This is a genomic window from Streptomyces sp. NPDC054842 (genome assembly GCF_053611025.1).
The window spans coordinates 66,960-87,678 of the sequence record NZ_JBSGZN010000003.1; the positions used below are offsets into that span (position 1 = coordinate 66,960).

The window sequence follows — 20,719 nt, forward strand, 5'->3', positions numbered from 1 at the left end:
TGCTGCGCGTGATCGGTGGGGGATGCGCGGCGCTGGGGGACGGTCCGGTCGGGGGTGCGCGCCGGTCCTTGGGGGGACGGTCCGGCTGAGTGCGCGCCCCGGGGGCGGTCGGTCGGGGTCGGTGCGGGGAGGGCCGGTGTCAGCCGGCGAACCAGCGGACCGGCCTGGGTGCGAGGTTCTGGTAGACGTGCTTGGTCTCGCGGTACTCGGCGAGGCCCGCGGGTCCGAGCTCGCGCCCGACGCCGCTCTTGCCGAAGCCGCCCCACTCCGCCTGCGGGAGGTAGGGGTGGAAGTCGTTGATCCAGACGGTGCCGTGCCGCAGGCGTCCGGCGACCCGGCGGGCGCGGCCGGCGTCGGCGGTCCACACGGCGCCGGCCAGCCCGTACTCGGTGTCGTTGGCGAGCTCGACGGCCTCGTCCTCGGTCCGGAAGGTCTCCACGGTCAGGACCGGCCCGAAGACCTCCTCGCGGACCACCCTCATCCCGCGGTGGCAGCCGTCCAGGACCGTCGGCTCGTAGAAGTAGCCGGTGGCGGGCCTGGCCTCGGACGGCTCGGGGCGCTTGCCGCCGCTGCGCAGCACCGCGCCCTCCGCCAGGGCGGACGCGACGTACGCCTCGGTCTTCTCCCGCTGCTGCTCCGAGACGAGGGGGCCGCACTCGACCCCGTCCACGGTGCCGCGCCCCAGCCTGATCCTCCCGGCCCGGGCGGCGAGTTCGGCGACGAAGCGCTCGCTCACGGACTCCTCCACGATGAGCCGCGAGCCGGCCGAGCACACCTGGCCGCTGTGGATGAACGCGGCGTTGAGCGCCTGGTCGACGGCGGTGTCGAAGCCCTCCGGGGTCGCGCAGGCGTCCGCGAAGACCACGTTCGGGTTCTTGCCGCCGAGTTCCAGGGCGACCTTCTTGACGGTGACGGCGGCGGCCTGCGCGACCTTCGTGCCGCTGACCAGGCCGCCGGTGAAGGAGACCAGGTCGACGCCGGGGTGCTCGGCCAGCCGCGCGCCGACGGTGTGGCCGGGACCGGTGACGATGTTGGCGACCCCGGCGGGCAGTCCGGCCTCGACGAGCAGGTCCACCAGGGCGACCGTCGTGAGCGGAGTGATCTCGCTCGGCTTGACGACGAAGGTGTTGCCCGCGGCGAGCGCCGGGGCGATCTTCCAACTGGCCTGGAGCAGCGGGTAGTTCCAGGGGGTGATCATGGCGCAGACGCCGACGGGCTCGTGCACGACGACGCTGTGGACGTCCGCGGAGCCGGCGTCCACGACGCGTCCGCCGCCCTCGCCGACGACGAGGTCGGCGAAGTACCGGAAGGCGTCGGCGACGCAGTCGATGTCGACGCGCCCCTCCTCCACGGTCTTGCCCGCGTCGCGGCTCTCCAGGAGCCCCAGTTCCTCGCGGTCGCGGACGAGGAGGCCGGCGACCCGGCGCAGCAGGGCCGCGCGCTCCGCGACGGGGGTGCGGGGCCACGGCCCCTCGTCGAAGGCGCGCCGGGCGGCCTCGACCGCCAGGTCCACGTCCTTCTCGTCACCCTCCGCGACCAGGGCGAACGGCTCGGCATCCGCGGGATCGAGGATCTCGCGCGTGGCACCGGACGCGGCGTCGCGCCACTGCCCGTCCGCGTGGATGGTCTGCTGTGCCTGTCGTTCGGTCTGTCGCGCCATGAGCGGCATCGCCTTCCGTTCCTGTTCCTGCCCCTGCGTCACGCTGGGTCACCCTTGGGGGCCGTGAGCACCTGCCCATCGGCCCTCCATGCATGCGAACCCCTGACCGAAAGTGCCCGGGGTCACTGAATAACCACGGGAAATGGGGTCACCGCCCGGCGAAACGGGGCATACCACCCCACTCGGGAGCCCTTCCGCCCCCCGGCGCCCCGCGCCCGGTCATGGACAGGCGCCCTTTTCTTTGACTAGGGTCAAAGACATATGGAGCCAGTCTCAGTGGACGACGTACGGACGCTTCGCCGCTTCAACCGGTACTTCACCCGGCGGGTCGGAGCGCTCGACGAGCACTACCTCGGCCGGGAGCGTCCGCTCGGCGAGGCCCGCCTGCTCTTCGAGGTGGGCGAGGGCACCTCGCTGCGGGAGCTGCGGTCCAGGCTCGGACTCGACGCCGGGTACCTGAGCCGGATGATCAAGACGCTGCAGGCCCAGGGACTCATCCGGGTGACCGTGCACCCCGGCGACAGCCGGCTGCGCGTCGCGGAGCTGACGTCCACCGGGCGCGCGGAGGTGACGGAGCAGAACCGCCGGGCCGACGGACTCGCCGCCGGCCTGCTGCGGGGGCTCAGCGAGAAGCAGCGCGGCGAACTGACCGCCGCCGTCGCCGTCACCGAGCGGCTGCTGCGGCTCGCCGCCATCGCCGTCGAGGTCGTCGACGGCGCCTCCCGCGACGCGCGGACCTGCCTCGCGGCGTACGCGGCCGACATCGACGCGCGCTTCCCGGAGGGCTTCGACCCCTCGACGCTGGTCCGGCCGGCCGAGGTCTCGGGCAGGGCGGGCGCCTTCGTCGTGGCGTACGAGGAGGGGCGGCCCGTGGGCTGCGGGGCGCTGCGCCGGCTCGAACGCGGTGTGGGCGAGATCCGGCACGTGTGGGTCGCCCCGGACGCGCGCCGGCTCGGACTGGCCCGGCGCATCCTGCGGGAACTGGAGCGCCAGGCCCTGGAACGCGGCCTCGGCACCGTGCGGCTCGACACGCACGCCGTCCTCACCGAGGCCCAGGCCATGTACCGGGCCTGCGGCTACACGGAGATCCCGCGCTACGACGACAACGTGTACGCCGCCCACTGGTTCGAGAAGCGCCTCGGCCGCACGCCCGGCCGGCCGGGGTCGCGCGCCGCGGGCTGACGGGCCCCTCGGCCGGCCGTTCAGGCGGCCGGGCAGCTCGCGCCCGTCGGGCAGAACGAGTTCAGGGCCGCCCGCAGCGGGCCGAGCACGTCCGTCCCCTCGGCGCCGACCGAGCGGATCGCGTACGCCGTGCCGTCCGCCGCCCGGAAACGGTGGTCGACCACCTCCAGGGCGCCGTCCTGCACGTCGTCGTACCGGTAGCCGATCTCGGCCCAGTCGCCACCGGACCGCCGGTTCAGGACCCGGTAGCCGGCCAGCTTGGTGACGAACCCGAACGACGGGTCGTTCTCGGCCTGGTACAGCGAGTCGGCCGCGCTGCTCTCGATGACCTCGAACAGTTCCAGCTCGGCACCGCCACCGGGGGCCGTGTAATGGACGACGGACGGTTTGCCCTCGCGCCGGTCCACCGAGCGGACCCAGCCCTCCGGCACGTCGACCGTGTAGCCGGCGGCGTCCACCGACCGGCTGTAGCCGGGGGACGGGGACGGGGACGGGGACGCGGAGGGGCTCGCCGTCGGCGACCCGCTCTCCGTGAGGGTGCCCCCGCCCTCCTCGCTGCCCGATCCCTGCGCCGAGGGGACCCCCTGCGTGGCGGTCACCGTCACCGACGACCGCGCTCCGCCGGAGCCGGCCCGGTCGGTGGCGTCGTCGCGGTTCAGCGCCCACACCCCGCCGCCCACTCCCCCGGCCAGCAGCGCCACGGCGACGATCACGAGGAGCAGCCGCCGGGGGCCGGCCGGCCCGGGCGGCGGTGGCTGACCGGTGCCGGGCACGGGGGCACCCCACGACTGCGGACCGGCGTAGGGGGGTTGGGGCTGCGGTTGTTGATGCGGCCGGGGCTGCGGCGGGGCCTGCGGCTGCCGCTGCGGAGGCGGGGGCGGCGCGGGCGGCGGGAAGACGGCCGACTGGGTCTGCGCCGACGCCCACCACTGCTGCTGCGGATCGCGCGGCGCCCCACCCGGGCCCGCGCCGTCCGGCCCCCCTCCGTCCCGGTCCGGGTCCCGCGCCGGTCCGGCGCCGCCCGGCTGTCCGCCCGCCCCGGCCGCTCCGGCCGCTCCGTCGTCGTCGACCCACCGCTGGCCGTCGGCGTCCCACCGCTGTCGCATGTCGTTCCCCATTCCTCACCCCCCGCGATCGCACGCGATCCGGGCCCGTCCGGCGGGGGTGCCCCTCGGATCCCCCGGGTGCCGCGGCGGCTGCCGTGCCCGGCGGCGCGGAGGCCACCGGACGGACGCGCGCCGCGGACCCCTGGCGTCCGAACGGCGTCATCCAGCGCGCGAGTTGCGCGATCGCCTGCACCGCCACCGCCACCGCCGCCGTCGACGCCGGCCCGGCCACCGCGTCGGCGGTGGCCTCCAGCCGCGGCCGTCCGAGCCGCTGCGGATCGGCGGCCCCGGTCAGCCCGGTCTCCCCCTGTACGACGGCGAGTTCACCGTCCGGTCCGGCCGTGCCCTCGGTCCGCGCGAGCAGCGGCAGCCGCTCACGCGGGGTGCGTAGGGCGTCCAGCAGCGCCTCGGTCGCCTCGCCGGCCGCCGCCCGCGACGCCTCGTGGTACTCGGCCCTGCCGTGGTCGCCGAAGCTCACCGCGCCGCGGCCGATGACCCGCGCCCCGAACCGCGCGTCCGCATGCACCTGGGCGCACAGCAGCCGAGCCGGCCCGCTGTGCGCCTACCGCCGTTCCGATCCCGTCATCGGGACCACCCCCGCCATGTGTCCCCCGGCGCCGCCGCCGGTGAACCCCGGGCGGACCGTCCGTCACGACGATAGCGAGGGTTGCTCCCCTTCCCGCGCCCATATGCCGACAAAGCACGTACGTTCGATACGTACTTTCCGTACGCATGCGTCAGCCCCCACCGGAGCGCTGTCCGGTGAGGGCTGACGGAGTGTGAGCCGGTGTCGGCCGGGTTGGACCTAGAGGAGACCGAGGCCGCGGACCGCCTCGCGCTCCTCCTCGAGCTCCTTGACGGAGGCGTCGATCCGGGCGCGCGAGAACTCGTTGATGTCCAGGCCCTGGACGATCTCGTAGGAGCCGTCCTTCGTGGTGACCGGGAAGGAGGAGATCAGGCCCTCCGGGACGCCGTAGGAGCCGTCCGACGGGATGCCCATGGAGGTCCAGTCGCCGTCCGCGGTGCCGTTGACCCACGTGTACACGTGGTCGATGGCGGCGTTGGCGGCGGAGGCGGCGGAGGACGCGCCGCGGGCCTCGATGATCGCGGCACCGCGCTTGGCGACGGTCGGGATGAAGTCCTCGGCGAGCCACTTCTCGTCGTTCACGGTCTCGGCGGCGTTCTTGCCGGCGACCGTGGCGTGGAAGATGTCCGGGTACTGGGTGGCGGAGTGGTTGCCCCAGATGGTCAGGCGCTTGATGTCGGCGACCGTCGTGCCCGTCTTCTTCGCGAGCTGCGTCAGCGCGCGGTTGTGGTCCAGGCGGGTCATCGCGGTGAAGCGCTCGGCCGGTACGTCCGGGGCGGCGGCCTGGGCGATCAGGGCGTTCGTGTTGGCCGGGTTGCCGACCACCAGGATCTTGACGTCGTCCGCGGCGTGGTCGTTGATGGCCTTGCCCTGCGGCTTGAAGATGCCGCCGTTGGCCTCCAGGAGGTCACCGCGCTCCATGCCCTTGGTGCGGGGGCGGGCGCCGACGAGCAGACCGACGTTGGTGCCGTCGAAGGCCACGTTCGGGTCGTCGGTGATGTCGATGCCCTGGAGGAGCGGGAAGGCGCAGTCGTCGAGCTCCATCGCCGTGCCCTCGGCGGCCTTGAGCGCCGGGGTGATCTCCAGCAGGCGCAGCTTGACCGGAACGTCAGCGCCGAGCAGCTGGCCGGAGGCGATGCGGAAGAGCAGTGCGTAACCGATCTGGCCGGCCGCGCCGGTGACGGTGACGTTCACGGGAGTGCGGGTCATGGCGTTCTCCGTATGACAGCTGGCGGTGGGGCGTCCCTGCCCCGGGTGCAGGATCCCCGCCGCCGCCCGGATGGCCGGCGCCGACCGCCGCGATGATCGATCAGAGGTACAGATGATCGATCTCTCGGCGTCAAGAGAGATCCGCGGTCAGGCTATCGCGCATCCACGACGCCGTACGGCCGGGTCTCGTGTGGCCCGTCCCACAGCCGCCGTACGGGGCACGAAAGAGGCGGCCGCCCGTCCGGGAGAGGGGGACGCGGCGGCCGCCAAGGGGGGTACCGGGGTGGCCGGGAAGGGGGGTCTGTCTCCCGAACGCAACCGGATCCCGTGGGGGTACGGTCCGCCTGCCCCGGCCGACGCGGGCCATGCCCCCCTACGGCGAAGTTTTTTCGCACACCGGCGCGCGGAGACAGCGAGCGCGCCCCCGCGTACGCCGTCACGCCTACCGAGTGCAGCCCTTCTGCCCTGACTTGAGGGTCGCGCACGCCTTCGCGTCACCGGCGTCCCGCACGGCCACCATCGGGGTGTACGCGTCCGTGTCCCCGTCGGCCGAGCCCCGCTGCGCCGCCGCCCCCGCCGAGGACACCTCGACCCGGTCGCCGGGCGACGCCTGGGTGACACGGGCCCAGGCGGCACCGCAGGTCTTGCTGTACCGGACCTCGACGAGCGTCGTACCGACGGTGACGCTGGTGGTGGTCCTGGCCAGTTCGCCGCCGCAGCCCATGCGCTCCGGGTCCTCGCCGGCGCAGTCCTCGCCGGCGCACTTCACCCCGGCCGGCAGGTCGGCGCGGGTGCTCGCGGAGCCGGCGGGCGTCCTGGGCGCGCCCTCGTTCTTCCCGTCCCCGCCGCCGTCCCCGAGCAGGACGACCGCCGCGACGACCCCGATCACCGCGACCGCGCCGACGGTGCCCGCGAGGGCCGTCGTGACCCGCCGCCTGCGCCGGGTGCCGTCGGGTGAACCGCCGTCCGGCGGCCGGGTGTCGGCCGGCGGCACCCCGTCCCCGGTGCCGGTCGCCGGCGGCGCGGACCCGGACGGCGTGGACGCACCGGACGCGGACGTCGCGGACGGGCGGGACGGCGGGCCGGTGAGCCCCCACCCGCCGCGCCGGGACCCTCCGGACGCCGTGCCGCCGGAGCCGCCCGCCCCGTCCCCGCCGGACCCCGGCGAGGCGTCCTCCACGTCCCGCGGCGACGGCTGGGGCGGCACCGTGGGCATCACCCCGGCCGGTCCGGCGATCCCCGGTGTCGCCGTCGCGCTGCCGCCCCTGCGGGCCTGTCTGCCGCCCGTGCCGGTGGCCGGCGGCGGCCCGAACTCCCCCAGCGCGGCGCGCGCCTGGGAGATCCGGATGGCCTCCATCGTCATGTCGTGGCGCATCTCCGAGCGGCTCCAGGCGCGCTCGGCCAGCTCCCACATGGTGACCAGGTGCAGGGGGCTGGTGCCGGTCACCTCCGCCAGCGCGACGATCGCCCCCTTGGGCGCCAGCAGCCGGCCGTTCAGATACCGCTCCCAGGACGTCTTGCTGTACCCGGTGCGGTCCGCCACCGCCGCGACGCTCAGCCCGCCGCGGTCGACGAGCCTGCGCAGCTGACCGGCGAACTCCCTGACCTGCGGATCGAGTTCATCCGGCAGGGCCTTCCAACGAGGCATTGCCTCCCCCTCTTTCCCCCCGTACGAGCTTGATCTCCGCCGCACCTTCCCCGCGTGAGGCGCCCGTCGCCGAGTCCCCGTGCTGACTACCCACAGGGATGCTCCGGGCGAGGCTCCCAGTTCCCGCGACGGGGGCGCACGGGAGTGTTTCGGCGCGGTCGCCGTACCGTCGCACGCCGCCTGGCGGCGGTCCGGAGCCCGTACCCGGCGGCCGTGCCGCGCCACCGAACCCCTGTCCCTCGCACAGGGGGTCCGGGACCGCGCTCCGGTCGAACACGCTAGCCCCGCCGCGGACCGCCTTCACGGCGGTTCCCGAACTTGACCGCACACCTGCACAAGAGGAGCGCCCGCGCGGTCACTTGAGTCACGGAACCGACCGGATGCACCAGGAGTCGCACACCGGCGACCGGGGTGGGGCCGTCGCTGGGCGGCCGGGGCCCGGCGCGTGCGGTTCCCGTTGCGGAGCGCGGACACCGTGGCGGAATGGTCACTTCCGTGCCACAGCGAACGGCCGGGTGTTGAACAGGCCGCTCACCGTGCGTGAGTGTGGAACCCGGGCGGAACACCCGCCCGGCCGCGGCTCGTCCTTACTCGGGGGAGAGGATGGGCCGCGGTCACCCCGCCCCCCTGGGCGCGGGTCCGGCCCGGCCGGCGACGGACGCCACGGCGCCGCTCCGGCTGACGACACCGGCGTGGACCCGCGTGGCGGAGCGAGGTCGCGCGACCGCGGGCCATCGCGTCGGAGGGGGAACCGGGGCCCGCGAGGGGGAGTTCGGCGCCGGACCGCAGACGTCCGCCGGTTCCGGCGATGACACAGGTGGCCCGCACTCTCCGGGGAGAGGCGGGCCACTTCCTGCTCACTGGATCGTGAAGTGCAGGGTGTCGTCCAGGAACGGGATCTCCAGCAGCGGTTCGGGCTGCGCCATCAGCGCCAGCAGCACGATGGCCACGCCCAGCACGCCGTAGGTGACCATGTCCGTGAAGCGGGAGCGCACCGCGAGCATGCCCACGTCGGGCACCGCCCAGCGCAGGACGCCACCGGCCAGCAGGGCCACCCCGATCAGGATGGTGCCGACGCGGAACGCGTCCAGCGCGGTCAGCAGGAGCCCCAGGCCGACGCCCGCCAGTACGACGAGGATCGGCCACTGGCGGGCGGGCGCGGGAGCGTCGCTGGGCGCCGCCCGGCCGCCGCCCTCGGGCCGCGCGGTGTCCCGCGTGAACAGCGGGAAGCGCCGGGTGGTGCGGCGCGGCCTGCCCTGCGCGTCCGGCGCGCTGACGGCGTCCCGGACGGTCGGCTCCGCGCTCGTGCCGATCACCTCGTCGACGCTCGTGACCGCCGTGGCCGTCTTGGCCGCCGTGGTCCCGGTGCCCGCATCCGCCGTACCGGTGCCGGCCGTGGCCGCCGTGGCCTCGGTGCCCGCATCCGCGCTGCCGGTGCCGGCCGTGTCCGCCGTGGTGTCCGGGCCCGCCGGGGAGCCCTCGGCGGGCGCGGCGTCCTCGGGCCTGCCGTCAGCCGACACTGCGCTCCGCCGCCTCGACCACGTTGACGAGCAGCTGCGCACGGGTCATCGGGCCGACGCCGCCCGGGTTCGGGGAGATCCAGCCGGCGACCTCGGCGACGCCCGGGTGGACATCGCCCACGATCTTGCCCTCGGCGCTGCGCGACACACCGACGTCGAGCACGGCGGCGCCGGGCTTCACGTCCTCGGGCCGGATCAGGTGCGCGGAACCGGCCGCGGCGACGATGATGTCGGCCCGCTTCAGGTGGGCGGAGAGGTCACGGGTGCCGGTGTGGCACTGGGTCACCGTGGCGTTCTCGGAGCGGCGGGTCAGCAGCAGCGGCATCGGGCGTCCGATGGTCACGCCGCGGCCGACGACGACGACCTCGGCGCCCTTGATCTCCACACCGTGGCTGCGGAGCAGGGTGAGGACGCCGTTCGGGGTGCAGGGCAGCGGGGCCGGCTCGTTGAGGACCAGCCGCCCGAGGTTCATCGGGTGCAGTCCGTCCGCGTCCTTGTCCGGGTCCATCAGCTCCAGGATGCGGTTCTCGTCGATGCCCCTGGGCAGCGGGAGCTGGACGATGTAGCCGGTGCAGGCCGGGTCCTCGTTCAGCTCGCGGACGACCGCCTCGATCTCCTCCTGCGTGGCGGTGGCGGGCAGTTCGCGCTGGATGGAGGCGATGCCCACCTGTGCGCAGTCGCGGTGCTTGCCCGCGACGTACTTCTGGCTGCCGGGGTCGTCGCCGACCAGGACGGTCCCCAGGCCGGGCGTGACGCCCTTCTCCTTGAGGGCCGCCACGCGGGCGGTCAGATCGGACTTGATCGCGGCTGCGGTGGCCTTGCCATCGAGAATCTGGGCGGTCATGACCCCATCCTCGCGGATGACCCGGCCCCGGTTCCAATCCGGGCTCCTCTTGCCGCCGCAGGGCCCTCTACCACGCGAGTCCGCCATGATCATGGATGTTGCACTTGCACAACACATATGGATGACCGCTGGACAAATGAGCGAGGGTTTTACCACCATGAGCCGCACAGTGCCGCGGGCAGTACCGGGGGGACGGACCGCTCTGTAGAACTCTCCTCCGAACCGTGCCGCGCGTAGTCCCCGCATCAGGCATCGGAGGAACACCCGCCATGAGCTACGGCGACCCGAACAACCCCTACGGCCCCCCGCAGGGCGGCCAGCAGCCCGGCTACGGCTACCCCCAGGGCGGCGCGCCGCAGCAGCAGCCCGGCTACGGCTACCCGCAGGCCCCGCCGCTCCAGCAGCAGCCGTACGGCGGCGGCTACCCGGGCGGCTACCCCGGCGGCCCGGCCGTGATCCCCGGCGGGGTGAAGGCCGCGCGCGTCATGCTCTTCGTCATCGGCGGCCTCCAGGTCCTCGGCGCCATCCTGATCGCGCTGTCCGCGGTGGCCGTCTCTGCCGCGAAGAACGACGAGTCCCTCAAGGACGACGTCCAGTTCCAGCAGCTCGCCGACTACTCGGCCGGCGTGCTGTGGGGCGTCACCGTCGCGGTGCTGGCCTGGGGCATCCTCGCCATCTGGCTCGGCGTGAAGGTCGGCAGCGGCGGCAACGGCGTACGCGTCACCATCCTCGTCTTCGGCATCCTCACGGCGATCCTCGGCATCTACCCGTTCGTCGTCATCGGCCTGGCGCACACCGTGATGGCGATCCTCATCGCGGTCTTCGTCGGCAAGGAGGACGGCGCCGCCTGGTTCAACCGCCCGCGGTACTGACGGCAGGCGGGCACCGGGACCGTCCGCGGTACGGGGCACACGCACATGACGGCGGCCTCCGGCACTCCCGTTCGGGGAGAGCCGGAGGCCGCCGTCGTACCCGGTGCCGCCTCGGGCCGAGGCGCGCGGATCAGTGGAAGAAGTGGCGCGTCCCGGTGAAGTACATCGTGACGCCCGCCTTCTCGGCGGCCTCGACGACCTGCTCGTCACGGACCGAACCGCCCGGCTGCACGACCGCCTTGACGCCGGCCGCGGTGAGGATCTCCAGGCCGTCGGGGAACGGGAAGAACGCGTCCGAGGCGGCGTACGAGCCACGGGCACGCTCGGCGCCCGCCCGCTCGACCGCCAGCTTCGCGGAGTCCACGCGGTTGACCTGGCCCATGCCGACGCCGACCGAGCCGCCGTCCTTGGCGAGCAGGATCGCGTTCGACTTCACCGCGCGGCACGCCTTCCAGGCGAAGGCCAGCTCGGCGAGCTCGTTGCCGGTCAGCGCCTCACCGGTGGCGAGGGTCCAGTTCGCCGGATCGTCGCCGTCGGCCTGGAGCCGGTCGGTGACCTGGAGCAGCGCGCCGCCGTCGATCGGCTTCACCTCGACCGGGTTGGCCGGCCCGCGGTCGGCGCGCAGCACCCGGATGTTCTTCTTCTTGGTCAGCGCCTCCAGGGCGCCGTCCTCGTAGCCGGGCGCCACGATGACCTCGGTGAAGATCTCCGCGACCTGCTCGGCCATCTCCTTCGACACCGGGCGGTTGACGGCGATGACACCGCCGAACGCGGACAACGGGTCGCAGGCGTGCGCCTTGCGGTGCGCCTCGGCGACGTCCGCGCCGACCGCGATGCCGCACGGGTTGGCGTGCTTGATGATCGCGACGCAGGGCTCGTCGTGGTCGTACGCGGCCCGGCGCGCGGCGTCGGTGTCGGTGAAGTTGTTGTACGACATCTCCTTGCCGTGCAGCTGCTCCGCCTCGGCGAGGCCGCCCGTGCCGTCGACGTACAGCGCGGCGCCCTGGTGCGGGTTCTCGCCGTAGCGCAGGGTGTTCTTGCGCTCGTAGGTGTGGCCGAGGAACTCGGGGAAGCCGCTGTCGTCGGCGGGCGCGTACCCGTCGGCGAACCAGGAGGCGACGGCCACGTCGTACGCGGCCGTGTGGCGGAAGGCCTCGGCGGCGAGCCGCTTGCGGGTGGCGAGGTCGAAGCCGCCGTCCTTGACGGCGGCCAGGACGTCGCCGTACCGGGCCGGGCTCGTGACGACGGCGACCGACGGGTGGTTCTTGGCGGCGGCGCGGACCATGGACGGACCGCCGATGTCGATCTGCTCCACGCACTCGTCGGGCGAGGCGCCCGAGGCGACGGTCTCGCGGAACGGGTAGAGGTTGACGACGACGAGGTCGAACGGCTCCACGCCCAGCTCGGCGAGCTGCCGGCGGTGGTCCTCCAGTCGCAGGTCGGCGAGGATGCCCGCGTGCACCTTGGGGTGCAGGGTCTTCACGCGGCCGTCCAGGCACTCGGGGAAGCCGGTGAGCTCCTCGACCTTGGTGACCGGGACGCCGGCGGCGGCGATCTTCGATGCGGTGGAGCCGGTGGAGACGAGCTCGACCCCGGCCTCGTGCAGGCCGCGGGCCAGCTCTTCGAGACCGGTCTTGTCGTAGACGCTGACGAGCGCCCGGCGAAGGGGCCGCTTGTTGCTGTCGGCGGTCACTGGATAACTACCTTTCGTCCCTCAATGCGATAGCCGTGGCGGGCGAGCCGCCCCACGACATCGACGAGCAGCCTGCGCTCGACTTCCTTGATGCGCTCGTGCAGAGCGGCTTCCTCGTCCTCGTCCCGCACCTCGACCACGCCCTGGGCGATGATCGGGCCGGTGTCGACGCCGTCGTCGACGAAGTGGACGGTGCATCCGGTGACCTTCGCGCCGTACGCGAGCGCGTCGCGCACGCCGTGGGCTCCCGGGAAACTGGGCAGCAGGGCGGGGTGCGTGTTCACGAACCGTCCGCCGAACCGGGCCAGGAACTCCTTGCCGACGATCTTCATGAACCCGGCGGAGACCACCAGGTCCGGCTCGTACCCGGCCGTCGCCTCGGCGAGCGCCGCGTCCCACTCCCCGCGGGTCCCGTAGTCCGCGACCCGCCGCACGAAGGTCGGCAGTCCGGCCTGCCGCGCGCGCTCCAGACCGGCGATGCCGTCCCGGTCCGCGCCCACGGCCACGATCTCGGCTCCGTAGGCCTCGGCGCCCTCGTCCGCGATGGCGTCGAGCAGTGCCTGGAGGTTCGTGCCTGATCCGGAGACCAGCACGACGAGGCGCTTGGCCTTGGCCACGGCGAGGCCCTTTCTCGGGGAAGCGTTTGTACGGTCGTACGAATGCTTCGCGCCCCGGGATACGGGGAAGTCTACGAAGCGGCCGACCGGCAGCAACGATACCGGCACACCGGGCGGCCCCCACGGGACGGGGGCGCGGCCGGGAGGTAGCGTGCGGTGAGGCCGCCGCCCGGAACGCCGCTCGACGCGGGGAACGCCCCGCACACGTGGGACGTTGACCGGACGGGCACGCATGCCCGGGCACGGGTCCCGGACGTCCGCGTCGGGGCCGGGCCCCGGCCGCGCGTCGCGGGCACGGGTGCCCGGGACGCGAGTCCCGCACCGCACAGCCCGGGGTGAGAGTCCCGGACCCGGACCGCCGGGGCGCGAGCCCCTGCCTCGAACACCCGGGGCGGACGCCGTGAGCGCACAGCTCGCGGCCACCCCGCCCGCCAGAACCACTTAGGGGAAGACGCACACCTGATGCCGGACCGCAGTCTCCGACTCCCTCCGCTCCTGCTGCGCGAGCGGCGCCCTTCGCCCATGTCGCCGCAGGAGAACGGGGACGCCCCCAGCACCGGGCCCGGGTCCACCGGCGGGCGCGACGGCTCGGGCGGCCGCGACTCCTCCGGCGGACGCGACTCCTCGGGTGCCGATTCCGCTTCGGGGTCCGACGCGGACCACAACCCGTTCGCCCCGCCGCCCGAGGGCACCCCGGACCAGCCGTGGCAGCCCCGCCGGCCCGCCGGCCAGGGTGGCGCCGAGGGCCAGGACGAGAACGGGCACTCCCCCTGGGGCAGCCAGTGGAGCGACCGCCAGCCCGGCCCCACGCAGGGCGGCGGCTTCGGCGACCGCCCCGGCGCCCCCGGACCGGGCGGCCCGAACGGCGGCCAGGGCGACAACCGGGAGGGCGGCCCCGGCGGCTCCGGCAGCGGTATGCGCTGGGACCCGGCGGACCCGGCCCAGCGCCGTGCCCGCTACTCCCTGCTCACCGGCATGTGGGCGTTCTTCTTCGCGCTCTTCAGCTGGCCGTACGTGGCGCTGCTGCTGGGCGCACTGGCCATGTACTGGGGCGTCAGCTCCGTGCGCGCCAAGCCCCGCACGCCGGAACCGGGCGCCCGGACCCCCGAACCGGTCGCCCGGCCGCAGACGAGCGCCGCGGTGAGCGGGTTGGTCACCGCGTCCCTGGCGCTCGCCATGGTCGCCGCCACCTTCACCGCCCAGCTCGTCTACAGCGACTACTACACCTGCACGAACGACGCGCTCACCACCACGGCCAAGCAGTCCTGCGACGACCTGCTCCCCAAGGAGCTGCGCGGAATCCTCGGCACGGGCTGACGTCGGACCGACCCCGGGCCCGACCGGACCGGGGTCAGTCAGGACCCGGGGTCGGTCAGGACCGGCTCCGGTCAGAAATCCGGGTTCGGTCAGGACCCGGGCTCCTCATGCCCGGCTTCGGCCAGGACCCGGGGTCGGTCGGGCCCAGGGTCCGGTCAGGGACCAGGTTCCGTCAGGCCCCGGGGCGCGACGGTGGGTCCGTGGAGGCCGCCGCCTCCTTCAGGGCCGCCCAGCGGGAGGCACGGGACGCGTCGTCGTGCCAGCCCGGGGCGTCGGACGGCAACAGGTCGTACGGCGCCAGATCGGGATCGTCGGCCGCGGGTACGGACACCGACCTGGCCGTCTGCCGCGCCGTGTCCCGCTCCGGAGCGCCGTCCCGCTCACGACGCGGGCGCTTCTTCCTCCGGCCGAACCAGGAACCGGACGCGGCCAGGCCCGTTCTCCGAGTGCGCCCCCGGGAAGCCGCTCCGGCCGTCTCCGGTTCCCCGGTGGCGGCCATGTCCTGCTCGGAGGCGTCCCGGCCGGCCGTCGTTCCGGGGCTCGGGCCGACGGCGCCGGGGGCCATGTGCGGGTTCGGGTGCGGGTCGAGGGCGAGGTCCGGGTCCAGGCTCGCCGCGTCGGGGGCCCGCTTCGAGGCGGGGTGCGGGTCCGGGGCCGCGGGCGAGGCAGGGTGCGTGTCCAGGCGGGGGTCCGGGGTCGGAGCCGAGGCGGGGTGCGTGTCCAGGCGCGGGTCCGGGGCCGAGGCTGAGACGGGGTGCGTATCCGGGGTCGCTTCCGGGGCGGGTTCCGACGGTGCGGTGGTCCCCGTCGGCGCCTTCCCGGAGCCCGGCTGCGACGCCGACTCCGGCTCCGGTGCCGCCGTCGCCTCTGCCCCGGGCTTACGTGGAGCGGGGTCCTGCGGCGTCCCGGCCCCGCCCGGACCCGAGGACCGGTCCGCCGCCGCCGTCGTTCCCGGGGTGCCCGCGTCCCGTACCGTCCCGGCCGCTGGTTCCGCACCGGGGTCGCCCGGGTCCCGTACCGCCGGGGGCGGCACCAGTGGCTCGCGCGTCGACGGCTTGCCCGGGGTCGAGGCTCCCGTCGTCGGGTCCTTCGGTTCCTGCTTCCGCTGCTTCCGCTTCAACGTGTGCCCCGGCTTCGCGGCCGGAGCCGGCACCGCCTGCTTCAGCTCGGTGGCACCCTGCTTCTGCCCGGTGGCGTCCTGCTTCGGCTCGGTGGCGTCCTGCCTCGGCTCGTGCGGGCGAGGCTCCCGCAGCCACCAGCTCCGCAGAATCAGTGCCACCGGGACCCCGATCAGCGCCGTCCACGCGGCGGCGGCGCCTCCGGCCTGCCACCAGACCGGACCGAACCGGGACAGCGCGGCGACGCCGAGCGGTCCGCCCGCGGCCCCGGCGAGCAGCCCGAGAGCGGCCCCGCACACCCCGGCGGCGGCCGCCGCGGTGCCCATCGTGCGCCGCCGGGGCCAGGCCGCCGCCCGGTCCCGGGAGGCGGATCTCGCCACGTGCCACGCCATGGTCACCCCGCCGGCCACCGGAACCACCACGGCCAGCCAGCCCAGCGGTGTCCCGGCGGCCTGCGGAACCGCGGCCAGCAGCGGGAACGGCGGCAGCGGGGGTCCCGTCACCGCGGCGGACAGCGGCGCCGCCACCTGACCCGCGCCCAGCGCGAATCCGGGCCCGAGCCCGTACGCCGCCGCCCACACCGCCGCGTTCGGCACGAGGGCGAGGCACAGCAGCAGGACCGCGAAGCGCCCCGACCACACCCCCGTGAGCTGCACGAAGGAGGCACGGGCCGGCCCTCCGTGCCACAGCAGGGAGATCGCGACGAGCAGCGCACCGGCGCCGACCAGGGCCGCCGTCCCCGCCCCGGCCGCCCGCAGCACCGCCGCCAGCCTGTTGCGTTCCTCGGGCGCGACGACCGCGAGGACGAGACGGCGTACGCCCGAGGGAAGCCGGCCGAGCCCCCGGCGCACGGCCGGGGGCAGGTGCCCCTCCGGTGGGCCGTTCGCGGCCCACACCCCGGCCCCGGCGGCGGACGCGGCCAGCAAGGGCAGGCACAGCACGGTCCAGACCCAGGAGGGGCGCAGTTCCCCGCCCGACGCGTACAGCGCCGCCGGACCGCCGACGGCGAGATAGCCGGCGACCACACCGGCCCACGCCGTACGGGGGACCGGCACGGACTCCACGGCGTCCCGCGCCGCCCGGTACAGCAGCCAGGCGGGCAGCGCGACCAGCAGCAGCGGGGTCACACCGACGGGGGCGGGGACGCCGGAGAGGGTCTCGGTGCGGACGAGTTCGACACCGTGGGCCAGCAGCCAGAGCGCCGCCACGACGTGCAGGGCACCGCTCGGGCCGCTGTCCGGGTACGGGGAGCTGATCCACAGCACCATCACGAGCACGGCGAACGAGCCGAGGCCGAGCCCCGCCGCGAGGGCGCCGCCCAGCATGCCCGTGCCCAGGCCCGGGGAGCGGTCGCGCCACCTGAGGCGCAGGTACGACAACGACGGGCTGCGGTCGGTCAGATGGGTCACGCACGCCATGCTGCCAACGACACGCGCTTTATCCCCGTAACAGGCAAACCCCGGATGTGTCGCTCAATATACGTTTATGTACTTTTTCGTACGAAGGGGCGCCCGGTGACGCAGAGTCCTGCCACCCCGCTTCCGTCCCCCAAGCGGCGCCGACGCCTGCGCGAGGCGGCCGGCCTGACCCAGGCACAGGTCGCGGTCCGCCTGGGCGTGAGCCGCGACACCGTGCGTTCGTGGGAGAGCGGGCGCTCGGCGCCGCGCGGCCGCGAGCGGGAGGCGTACGCGAAACTGCTGGCCGGACAGGAGGCGGGGCGCGGGCCCGAGTCCGTGGCCGCCGGCACCGGTGAGCGGGTCCAGCGGTCTCAGCTCGTCCTCGTGCCCGCCGGCGCCGACGAGGACGCGCTTCCGCCGACGGACTCCGCCACTTCCACGGAGGGCGCCGGTCCGGCCGGCACCGCACCTTCGCCGGCCGGACAGGACGGTGACGGTGACGCGAAGGCTGACGCCGACTCCGACACCGACGGCAGGAGCCCTGACAGCAAGGCGTCTGACGGCAAGGGACCCGACGGCTGGGAATCCGACAGCGAGGCGTCCGACGGCAACGGACCCGGCAGCCGGGAGCCCGACGGCCAGGCTTCCGACGGCAACGGATCCGACGGCCAGAACTCTGACGGCGAGCACCGTGACGGCCAGGACGCCGACGGCCCGGACGCCGGCAACGGGGACGGCAGCGGCGAGGACGGCAGTGGCCTGGACCCGGCCGATCCGGCGGGCGTTCCGACGGAGGGCGAGGGCGATTCCGGCGAGGAAGCCGAACCCCGGCCGCCACAGCGCCCCCTGACGCCCCCTCAGGCGTTCGACGCGCTCTACGAGTTCTGCGCCCCCGCCCTCGTACGGCAGACGTATCTGCTCACCGGGCGGCGTGAGCTGGCGCGCGAGTCCGTGGAGCGGGCCTTCCAACTGGCCTGGCAGCGCTGGCCCGAGGTGGCCGTCGACCGGGACCCGGCCGGGTGGGTGCGGGCGACGGCGTACGAGTACGCGCTCTCCCCCTGGCACCGGCTGCGGCTGCGCCACCGCCATCCCGAGGCACCGCCCGCCAACCCGGCCGACCGTGCTCTCCTCGCCGCCGTCCTGAAACTGCCGCCCGTCTACCGGCGCACCCTGCTCCTGTACGACGGCGTCGGACTCGACCTGCCGGACACCGCGGCCGAGACGGAGGCGAGCACTCCCGCGACGGCCAACCGGCTGCTGCACGCGCGGGAGGCCATGGCCACGTACCTGCCGGAGCTCTCGGCGCCCGAGGAACTGCACCGCCGCCTCGCCGCGCTGGCCGGTTCGGAACGGCTGCGGGCGGCCAAGCCGGTCGCGGTGCGCACCGGCAGCGAGCGCCGTGCCCGCAGCTGGACCCGCGCGGCCATCGCCGTCACCACGCTCCTCGTCACCACCACGACGCTGACGCTGGCCACCGCCCCCGACCACTACGAGCCCCCGCTGTCCCCGGGCGAGACGGTGCGCGGGGTACCGCCGCGCGCGGCCCCCGGCACGCTCTCGCAGGAGGAACTCGACCTGCGCACCAAGCTCAGGTCGGAGACCGAGAACGGCCCGGGAAGGCTCGTCCCGCAGGGCAGATGACACCGACGTGAGCGCCCGTACGGGGCCGCCGTCCGTCCGCGACCGTCCGTCCGCGACCGTCGGCCGGGGCCGTCCGTCGGGGCCGGACATGCCGGTGGGCCCGCACCCCGACAGGGGTACGGGCCCACCCGGTGTTCAGGCCGGACTCAGCCGAACTGGGCCGGAGTTCAGCCGGCGAGGATCTCGCGCGCCAGCTTCGCCGTCTCGGTCGGCGTCTTGCCGACCTTGACGCCGGCGGCCTCGAGGGCCTCCTTCTTCGCGGCGGCCGTGCCGGAGGAGCCGGAGACGATGGCGCCGGCGTGGCCCATGGTCTTGCCCTCGGGCGCGGTGAAGCCCGCGACGTAACCGACGACCGGCTTCGACACGTTGGCCTTGATGAAGTCGGCCGCGCGCTCCTCGGCGTCGCCGCCGATCTCACCGATCATGACGATCAGGTCGGTGTCGGGGTCGGCCTCGAACGCGGCGAGCGCGTCGATGTGCGTCGTGCCGATGACCGGGTCGCCACCGATGCCGACGGCGGACGAGAAGCCGATGTCCCGCAGCTCGTACATCATCTGGTAGGTCAGCGTGCCGGACTTCGAGACCAGGCCGATGCGGCCCGGCTTCGTGATGTCGCCCGGGATGATGCCGGCGTTGGACTGGCCCGGCGTGATGAGGCCGGGGCAGTTCGGGCCGATGATCCGGGTCTTGTTGCCCTTGGCCTTCGCGTACGCCCAGAAGGCGGCGGAGTCGTGCACCGCGATGCCCTCGGTGATGACGACCGCGAGGGGGATCTCGGCGTCGATCGCCTCGACGACGGCGGCCTTCGCGAACGCCGGCGGCACGAAGAGGACGGACACGTTGGCGCCGGTCTTCTCCATCGCCTCGGCGACCGTGCCGAAGACCGGGATCTCGTTGCCGTCGATGTCGACGGAGGTGCCGGCCTTGCGCGGGTTCACGCCGCCGACGATGTTCGTGCCGTCGGCCAGCATGAGCTTGGTGTGCTTCATGCCCGTGGCACCGGTCATGCCCTGGACGATGACCTTGCTGTCCTTGTTGAGGAAGATAGCCATGGTGGTCTGGTCCTCTATCCCTTACTTCGCGGCCGCGAGCTCGGCGGCCTTGTCGGCCGCGCCGTCCATGGTGTCCACACGCTGGACCAGCGGGTGGTTGGCGTCCGACAGGATCTTGCGACCCAGCTCCGCGTTGTTGCCGTCGAGACGGACGACCAGCGGCTTGGTGACTTCCTCGCCCTTGTCGGCGAGGAGCTGCAGCGCCTGGACGATGCCGTTGGCGACCTCGTCGCACGCGGTGATGCCGCCGAAGACGTTGACGAACACGGACTTGACGTCCGGGTCGCCGAGAATGATCTCCAGGCCGTTGGCCATGACCTGCGCGGAGGCGCCGCCGCCGATGTCGAGGAAGTTGGCGGGCTTCACGCCGCCGTGGGCCTCACCGGCGTACGCGACGACGTCGAGGGTCGACATGACCAGACCCGCGCCGTTGCCGATGATGCCGACCTCGCCGTCGAGCTTCACGTAGTTGAGGTTCTTGGCCTTGGCCGCGGCCTCGAGCGGGTCGGCCGCGTCCTTGTCCTCGAGCGCCTCGTGCTCCGGCTGGCGGAACTCGGCGTTGGCGTCCAGGGACACCTTGCCGTCGAGCGCCAGGATGTCGCCCGAGGCGACCTTGGCGAGGGGGTTCACCTCGACGAGGAGCGCGTCCTCGGCGACGAAGGTGTCCCAGAGGGTCACGAGGACCTCGGCGACCTTCTCGGCGACCTCGGCCGGGAACTTCGCCTGGGCGACGATCTCGCGGGCCTTCTCGATCGAGACGCCCTCGTTGGAGTCGACCGGGACCTTCGCGAGGGCCTCGGGGGTCTTCTCCGCGACCTCCTCGATGTCCATGCCGCCCTGCACCGAGGCCATGGCCAGGAAGGTGCGGTTGGTGCGGTCGAGGAGGTACGAGACGTAGTACTCCTCCAGGATCTCGGGAGCCGTCTCGGCGATCATCACCTTGTGGACCGTGTGGCCCTTGATGTCCATCCCGAGGATGTCCGTCGCCCGGGCGACGGCCTCGTCGGGGGTGGCGGCCAGCTTCACGCCACCGGCCTTGCCACGGCCTCCCACCTTCACCTGGGCCTTGACGACGGACTTGCCGCCAAGACGCTCGGTCGCCTCGCGGGCTGCCTCAGGCGTGTCGATGACTTCACCGGCCAGCACCGGTACACCGTGCTTGGCGAAGAGGTCCCTCGCCTGGTACTCGAACAGGTCCACGCGCGTCCGTCCCTATCAGTGATCTCGCCGCTCTGCGGTCTGCTATCTCCGTGGGCG

Annotated in this window: 15 protein-coding genes; 4 read left to right on the forward strand and 11 right to left on the reverse strand. The window is 74.1% G+C overall.

Annotated elements, in window-relative coordinates:
• Nucleotides 1–139: 139 nt before the first annotated feature.
• Nucleotides 140–1,660 (reverse strand): aldehyde dehydrogenase family protein, encoded by a 1,521-nt coding sequence (locus ACWGIS_RS03415; RefSeq protein ID WP_453360893.1) that lies wholly within the window; start codon nt 1,658–1,660, stop codon nt 140–142.
• A 261-nt stretch (nt 1,661–1,921) separates the two neighbouring features.
• Between ACWGIS_RS03415 and ACWGIS_RS03420 the strand changes: the two genes are divergently transcribed.
• On the forward strand, nt 1,922–2,842 hold the full coding sequence (locus ACWGIS_RS03420; protein WP_453360744.1) for a bifunctional helix-turn-helix transcriptional regulator/GNAT family N-acetyltransferase: 921 nt from the start codon (nt 1,922–1,924) through the stop codon (nt 2,840–2,842).
• Between the two features lie 20 nt (nt 2,843–2,862).
• Here the strand turns inward: ACWGIS_RS03420 and ACWGIS_RS03425 are convergent, their stop codons facing one another.
• From ACWGIS_RS03425 to ACWGIS_RS03445, 5 genes are all read right to left on the reverse strand, one after another.
• On the reverse strand, nt 2,863–3,948 hold the full coding sequence (locus ACWGIS_RS03425; protein WP_453360745.1) for a hypothetical protein: 1,086 nt from the start codon (nt 3,946–3,948) through the stop codon (nt 2,863–2,865).
• A gap of 805 nt (nt 3,949–4,753) precedes the next feature.
• Nucleotides 4,754–5,743, reverse strand: a complete 990-nt coding sequence (locus ACWGIS_RS03430) for a malate dehydrogenase (RefSeq protein ID WP_355790700.1) — start codon at nt 5,741–5,743, stop codon at nt 4,754–4,756.
• Nucleotides 5,744–6,185: 442 nt separating this feature from the next.
• Nucleotides 6,186–7,391 (reverse strand): DUF2690 domain-containing protein, encoded by a 1,206-nt coding sequence (locus ACWGIS_RS03435; RefSeq protein ID WP_453360746.1) that lies wholly within the window; start codon nt 7,389–7,391, stop codon nt 6,186–6,188.
• A gap of 857 nt (nt 7,392–8,248) precedes the next feature.
• Nucleotides 8,249–8,707 carry a DUF3017 domain-containing protein gene (locus ACWGIS_RS03440; protein WP_453360894.1) on the reverse strand — a complete coding sequence of 153 codons (459 nt, stop codon included), beginning with the start codon at nt 8,705–8,707 and terminating at the stop codon, nt 8,249–8,251.
• Between the two features lie 193 nt (nt 8,708–8,900).
• Nucleotides 8,901–9,755, reverse strand: a complete 855-nt coding sequence (locus ACWGIS_RS03445; protein ID WP_453360747.1) for a bifunctional methylenetetrahydrofolate dehydrogenase/methenyltetrahydrofolate cyclohydrolase — start codon at nt 9,753–9,755, stop codon at nt 8,901–8,903.
• Between the two features lie 269 nt (nt 9,756–10,024).
• Here ACWGIS_RS03445 and ACWGIS_RS03450 point away from each other — a divergent pair, with 269 nt between their 5' ends.
• Nucleotides 10,025–10,627 carry a hypothetical protein gene (locus ACWGIS_RS03450; RefSeq protein ID WP_453360748.1) on the forward strand — a complete coding sequence of 201 codons (603 nt, stop codon included), beginning with the start codon at nt 10,025–10,027 and terminating at the stop codon, nt 10,625–10,627.
• A gap of 130 nt (nt 10,628–10,757) precedes the next feature.
• Here ACWGIS_RS03450 and purH read toward each other — a convergent pair whose 3' ends face one another.
• Nucleotides 10,758–12,320, reverse strand: a complete 1,563-nt coding sequence (purH, locus tag ACWGIS_RS03455; protein ID WP_453360749.1) for a bifunctional phosphoribosylaminoimidazolecarboxamide formyltransferase/IMP cyclohydrolase — start codon at nt 12,318–12,320, stop codon at nt 10,758–10,760.
• Nucleotides 12,317–12,937, reverse strand: a complete 621-nt coding sequence (gene purN, locus ACWGIS_RS03460; protein ID WP_453360750.1) for a phosphoribosylglycinamide formyltransferase — start codon at nt 12,935–12,937, stop codon at nt 12,317–12,319. Before purN ends, purH begins: the two co-directional genes overlap by 4 nt.
• Nucleotides 12,938–13,399: 462 nt before the next feature.
• Here purN and ACWGIS_RS03465 point away from each other — a divergent pair, with 462 nt between their 5' ends.
• Complete coding sequence (locus ACWGIS_RS03465) at nt 13,400–14,254, forward strand: hypothetical protein (protein ID WP_453360751.1); 855 nt, start codon at nt 13,400–13,402, stop codon at nt 14,252–14,254.
• A gap of 172 nt (nt 14,255–14,426) precedes the next feature.
• Here ACWGIS_RS03465 and ACWGIS_RS03470 read toward each other — a convergent pair whose 3' ends face one another.
• Entirely contained in the window at nt 14,427–16,781 is a 2,355-nt protein-coding gene (locus ACWGIS_RS03470; protein ID WP_453360752.1) for a cell division protein PerM, read from the reverse strand.
• Between the two features lie 105 nt (nt 16,782–16,886).
• Between ACWGIS_RS03470 and ACWGIS_RS03475 the strand changes: the two genes are divergently transcribed.
• Nucleotides 16,887–18,410, forward strand: a complete 1,524-nt coding sequence (locus ACWGIS_RS03475; protein ID WP_453360753.1) for a helix-turn-helix domain-containing protein — start codon at nt 16,887–16,889, stop codon at nt 18,408–18,410.
• A 167-nt stretch (nt 18,411–18,577) separates the two neighbouring features.
• Here ACWGIS_RS03475 and sucD read toward each other — a convergent pair whose 3' ends face one another.
• On the reverse strand, nt 18,578–19,462 hold the full coding sequence (sucD, locus tag ACWGIS_RS03480; protein WP_121405577.1) for a succinate--CoA ligase subunit alpha: 885 nt from the start codon (nt 19,460–19,462) through the stop codon (nt 18,578–18,580).
• 21 nt (nt 19,463–19,483) lie between these two features.
• Nucleotides 19,484–20,662 carry an ADP-forming succinate--CoA ligase subunit beta gene (gene sucC / locus ACWGIS_RS03485; protein WP_121405576.1) on the reverse strand — a complete coding sequence of 393 codons (1,179 nt, stop codon included), beginning with the start codon at nt 20,660–20,662 and terminating at the stop codon, nt 19,484–19,486.
• Between the last annotated feature and the right edge of the window lie 57 nt (nt 20,663–20,719).

Bases quoted from the DNA above. Each gene is read 5' to 3' on its own strand.
- ACWGIS_RS03415 (WP_453360893.1), bottom strand. From the start codon at position 1,660: ATGGCGCGACAGACCGAACGACAGGCACAGCAGACCATCCACGCGGAC.
- ACWGIS_RS03420 (WP_453360744.1), top strand. From the start codon at position 1,922: ATGGAGCCAGTCTCAGTGGACGACGTACGGACGCTTCGCCGCTTCAAC.
- ACWGIS_RS03425 (WP_453360745.1), bottom strand. From the start codon at position 3,948: ATGCGACAGCGGTGGGACGCCGACGGCCAGCGGTGGGTCGACGACGAC.
- ACWGIS_RS03430 (WP_355790700.1), bottom strand. From the start codon at position 5,743: ATGACCCGCACTCCCGTGAACGTCACCGTCACCGGCGCGGCCGGCCAG.
- ACWGIS_RS03435 (WP_453360746.1), bottom strand. From the start codon at position 7,391: ATGCCTCGTTGGAAGGCCCTGCCGGATGAACTCGATCCGCAGGTCAGG.
- ACWGIS_RS03445 (WP_453360747.1), bottom strand. From the start codon at position 9,755: ATGACCGCCCAGATTCTCGATGGCAAGGCCACCGCAGCCGCGATCAAG.
- ACWGIS_RS03450 (WP_453360748.1), top strand. From the start codon at position 10,025: ATGAGCTACGGCGACCCGAACAACCCCTACGGCCCCCCGCAGGGCGGC.
- ACWGIS_RS03465 (WP_453360751.1), top strand. From the start codon at position 13,400: ATGCCGGACCGCAGTCTCCGACTCCCTCCGCTCCTGCTGCGCGAGCGG.
- sucD (WP_121405577.1), bottom strand. From the start codon at position 19,462: ATGGCTATCTTCCTCAACAAGGACAGCAAGGTCATCGTCCAGGGCATG.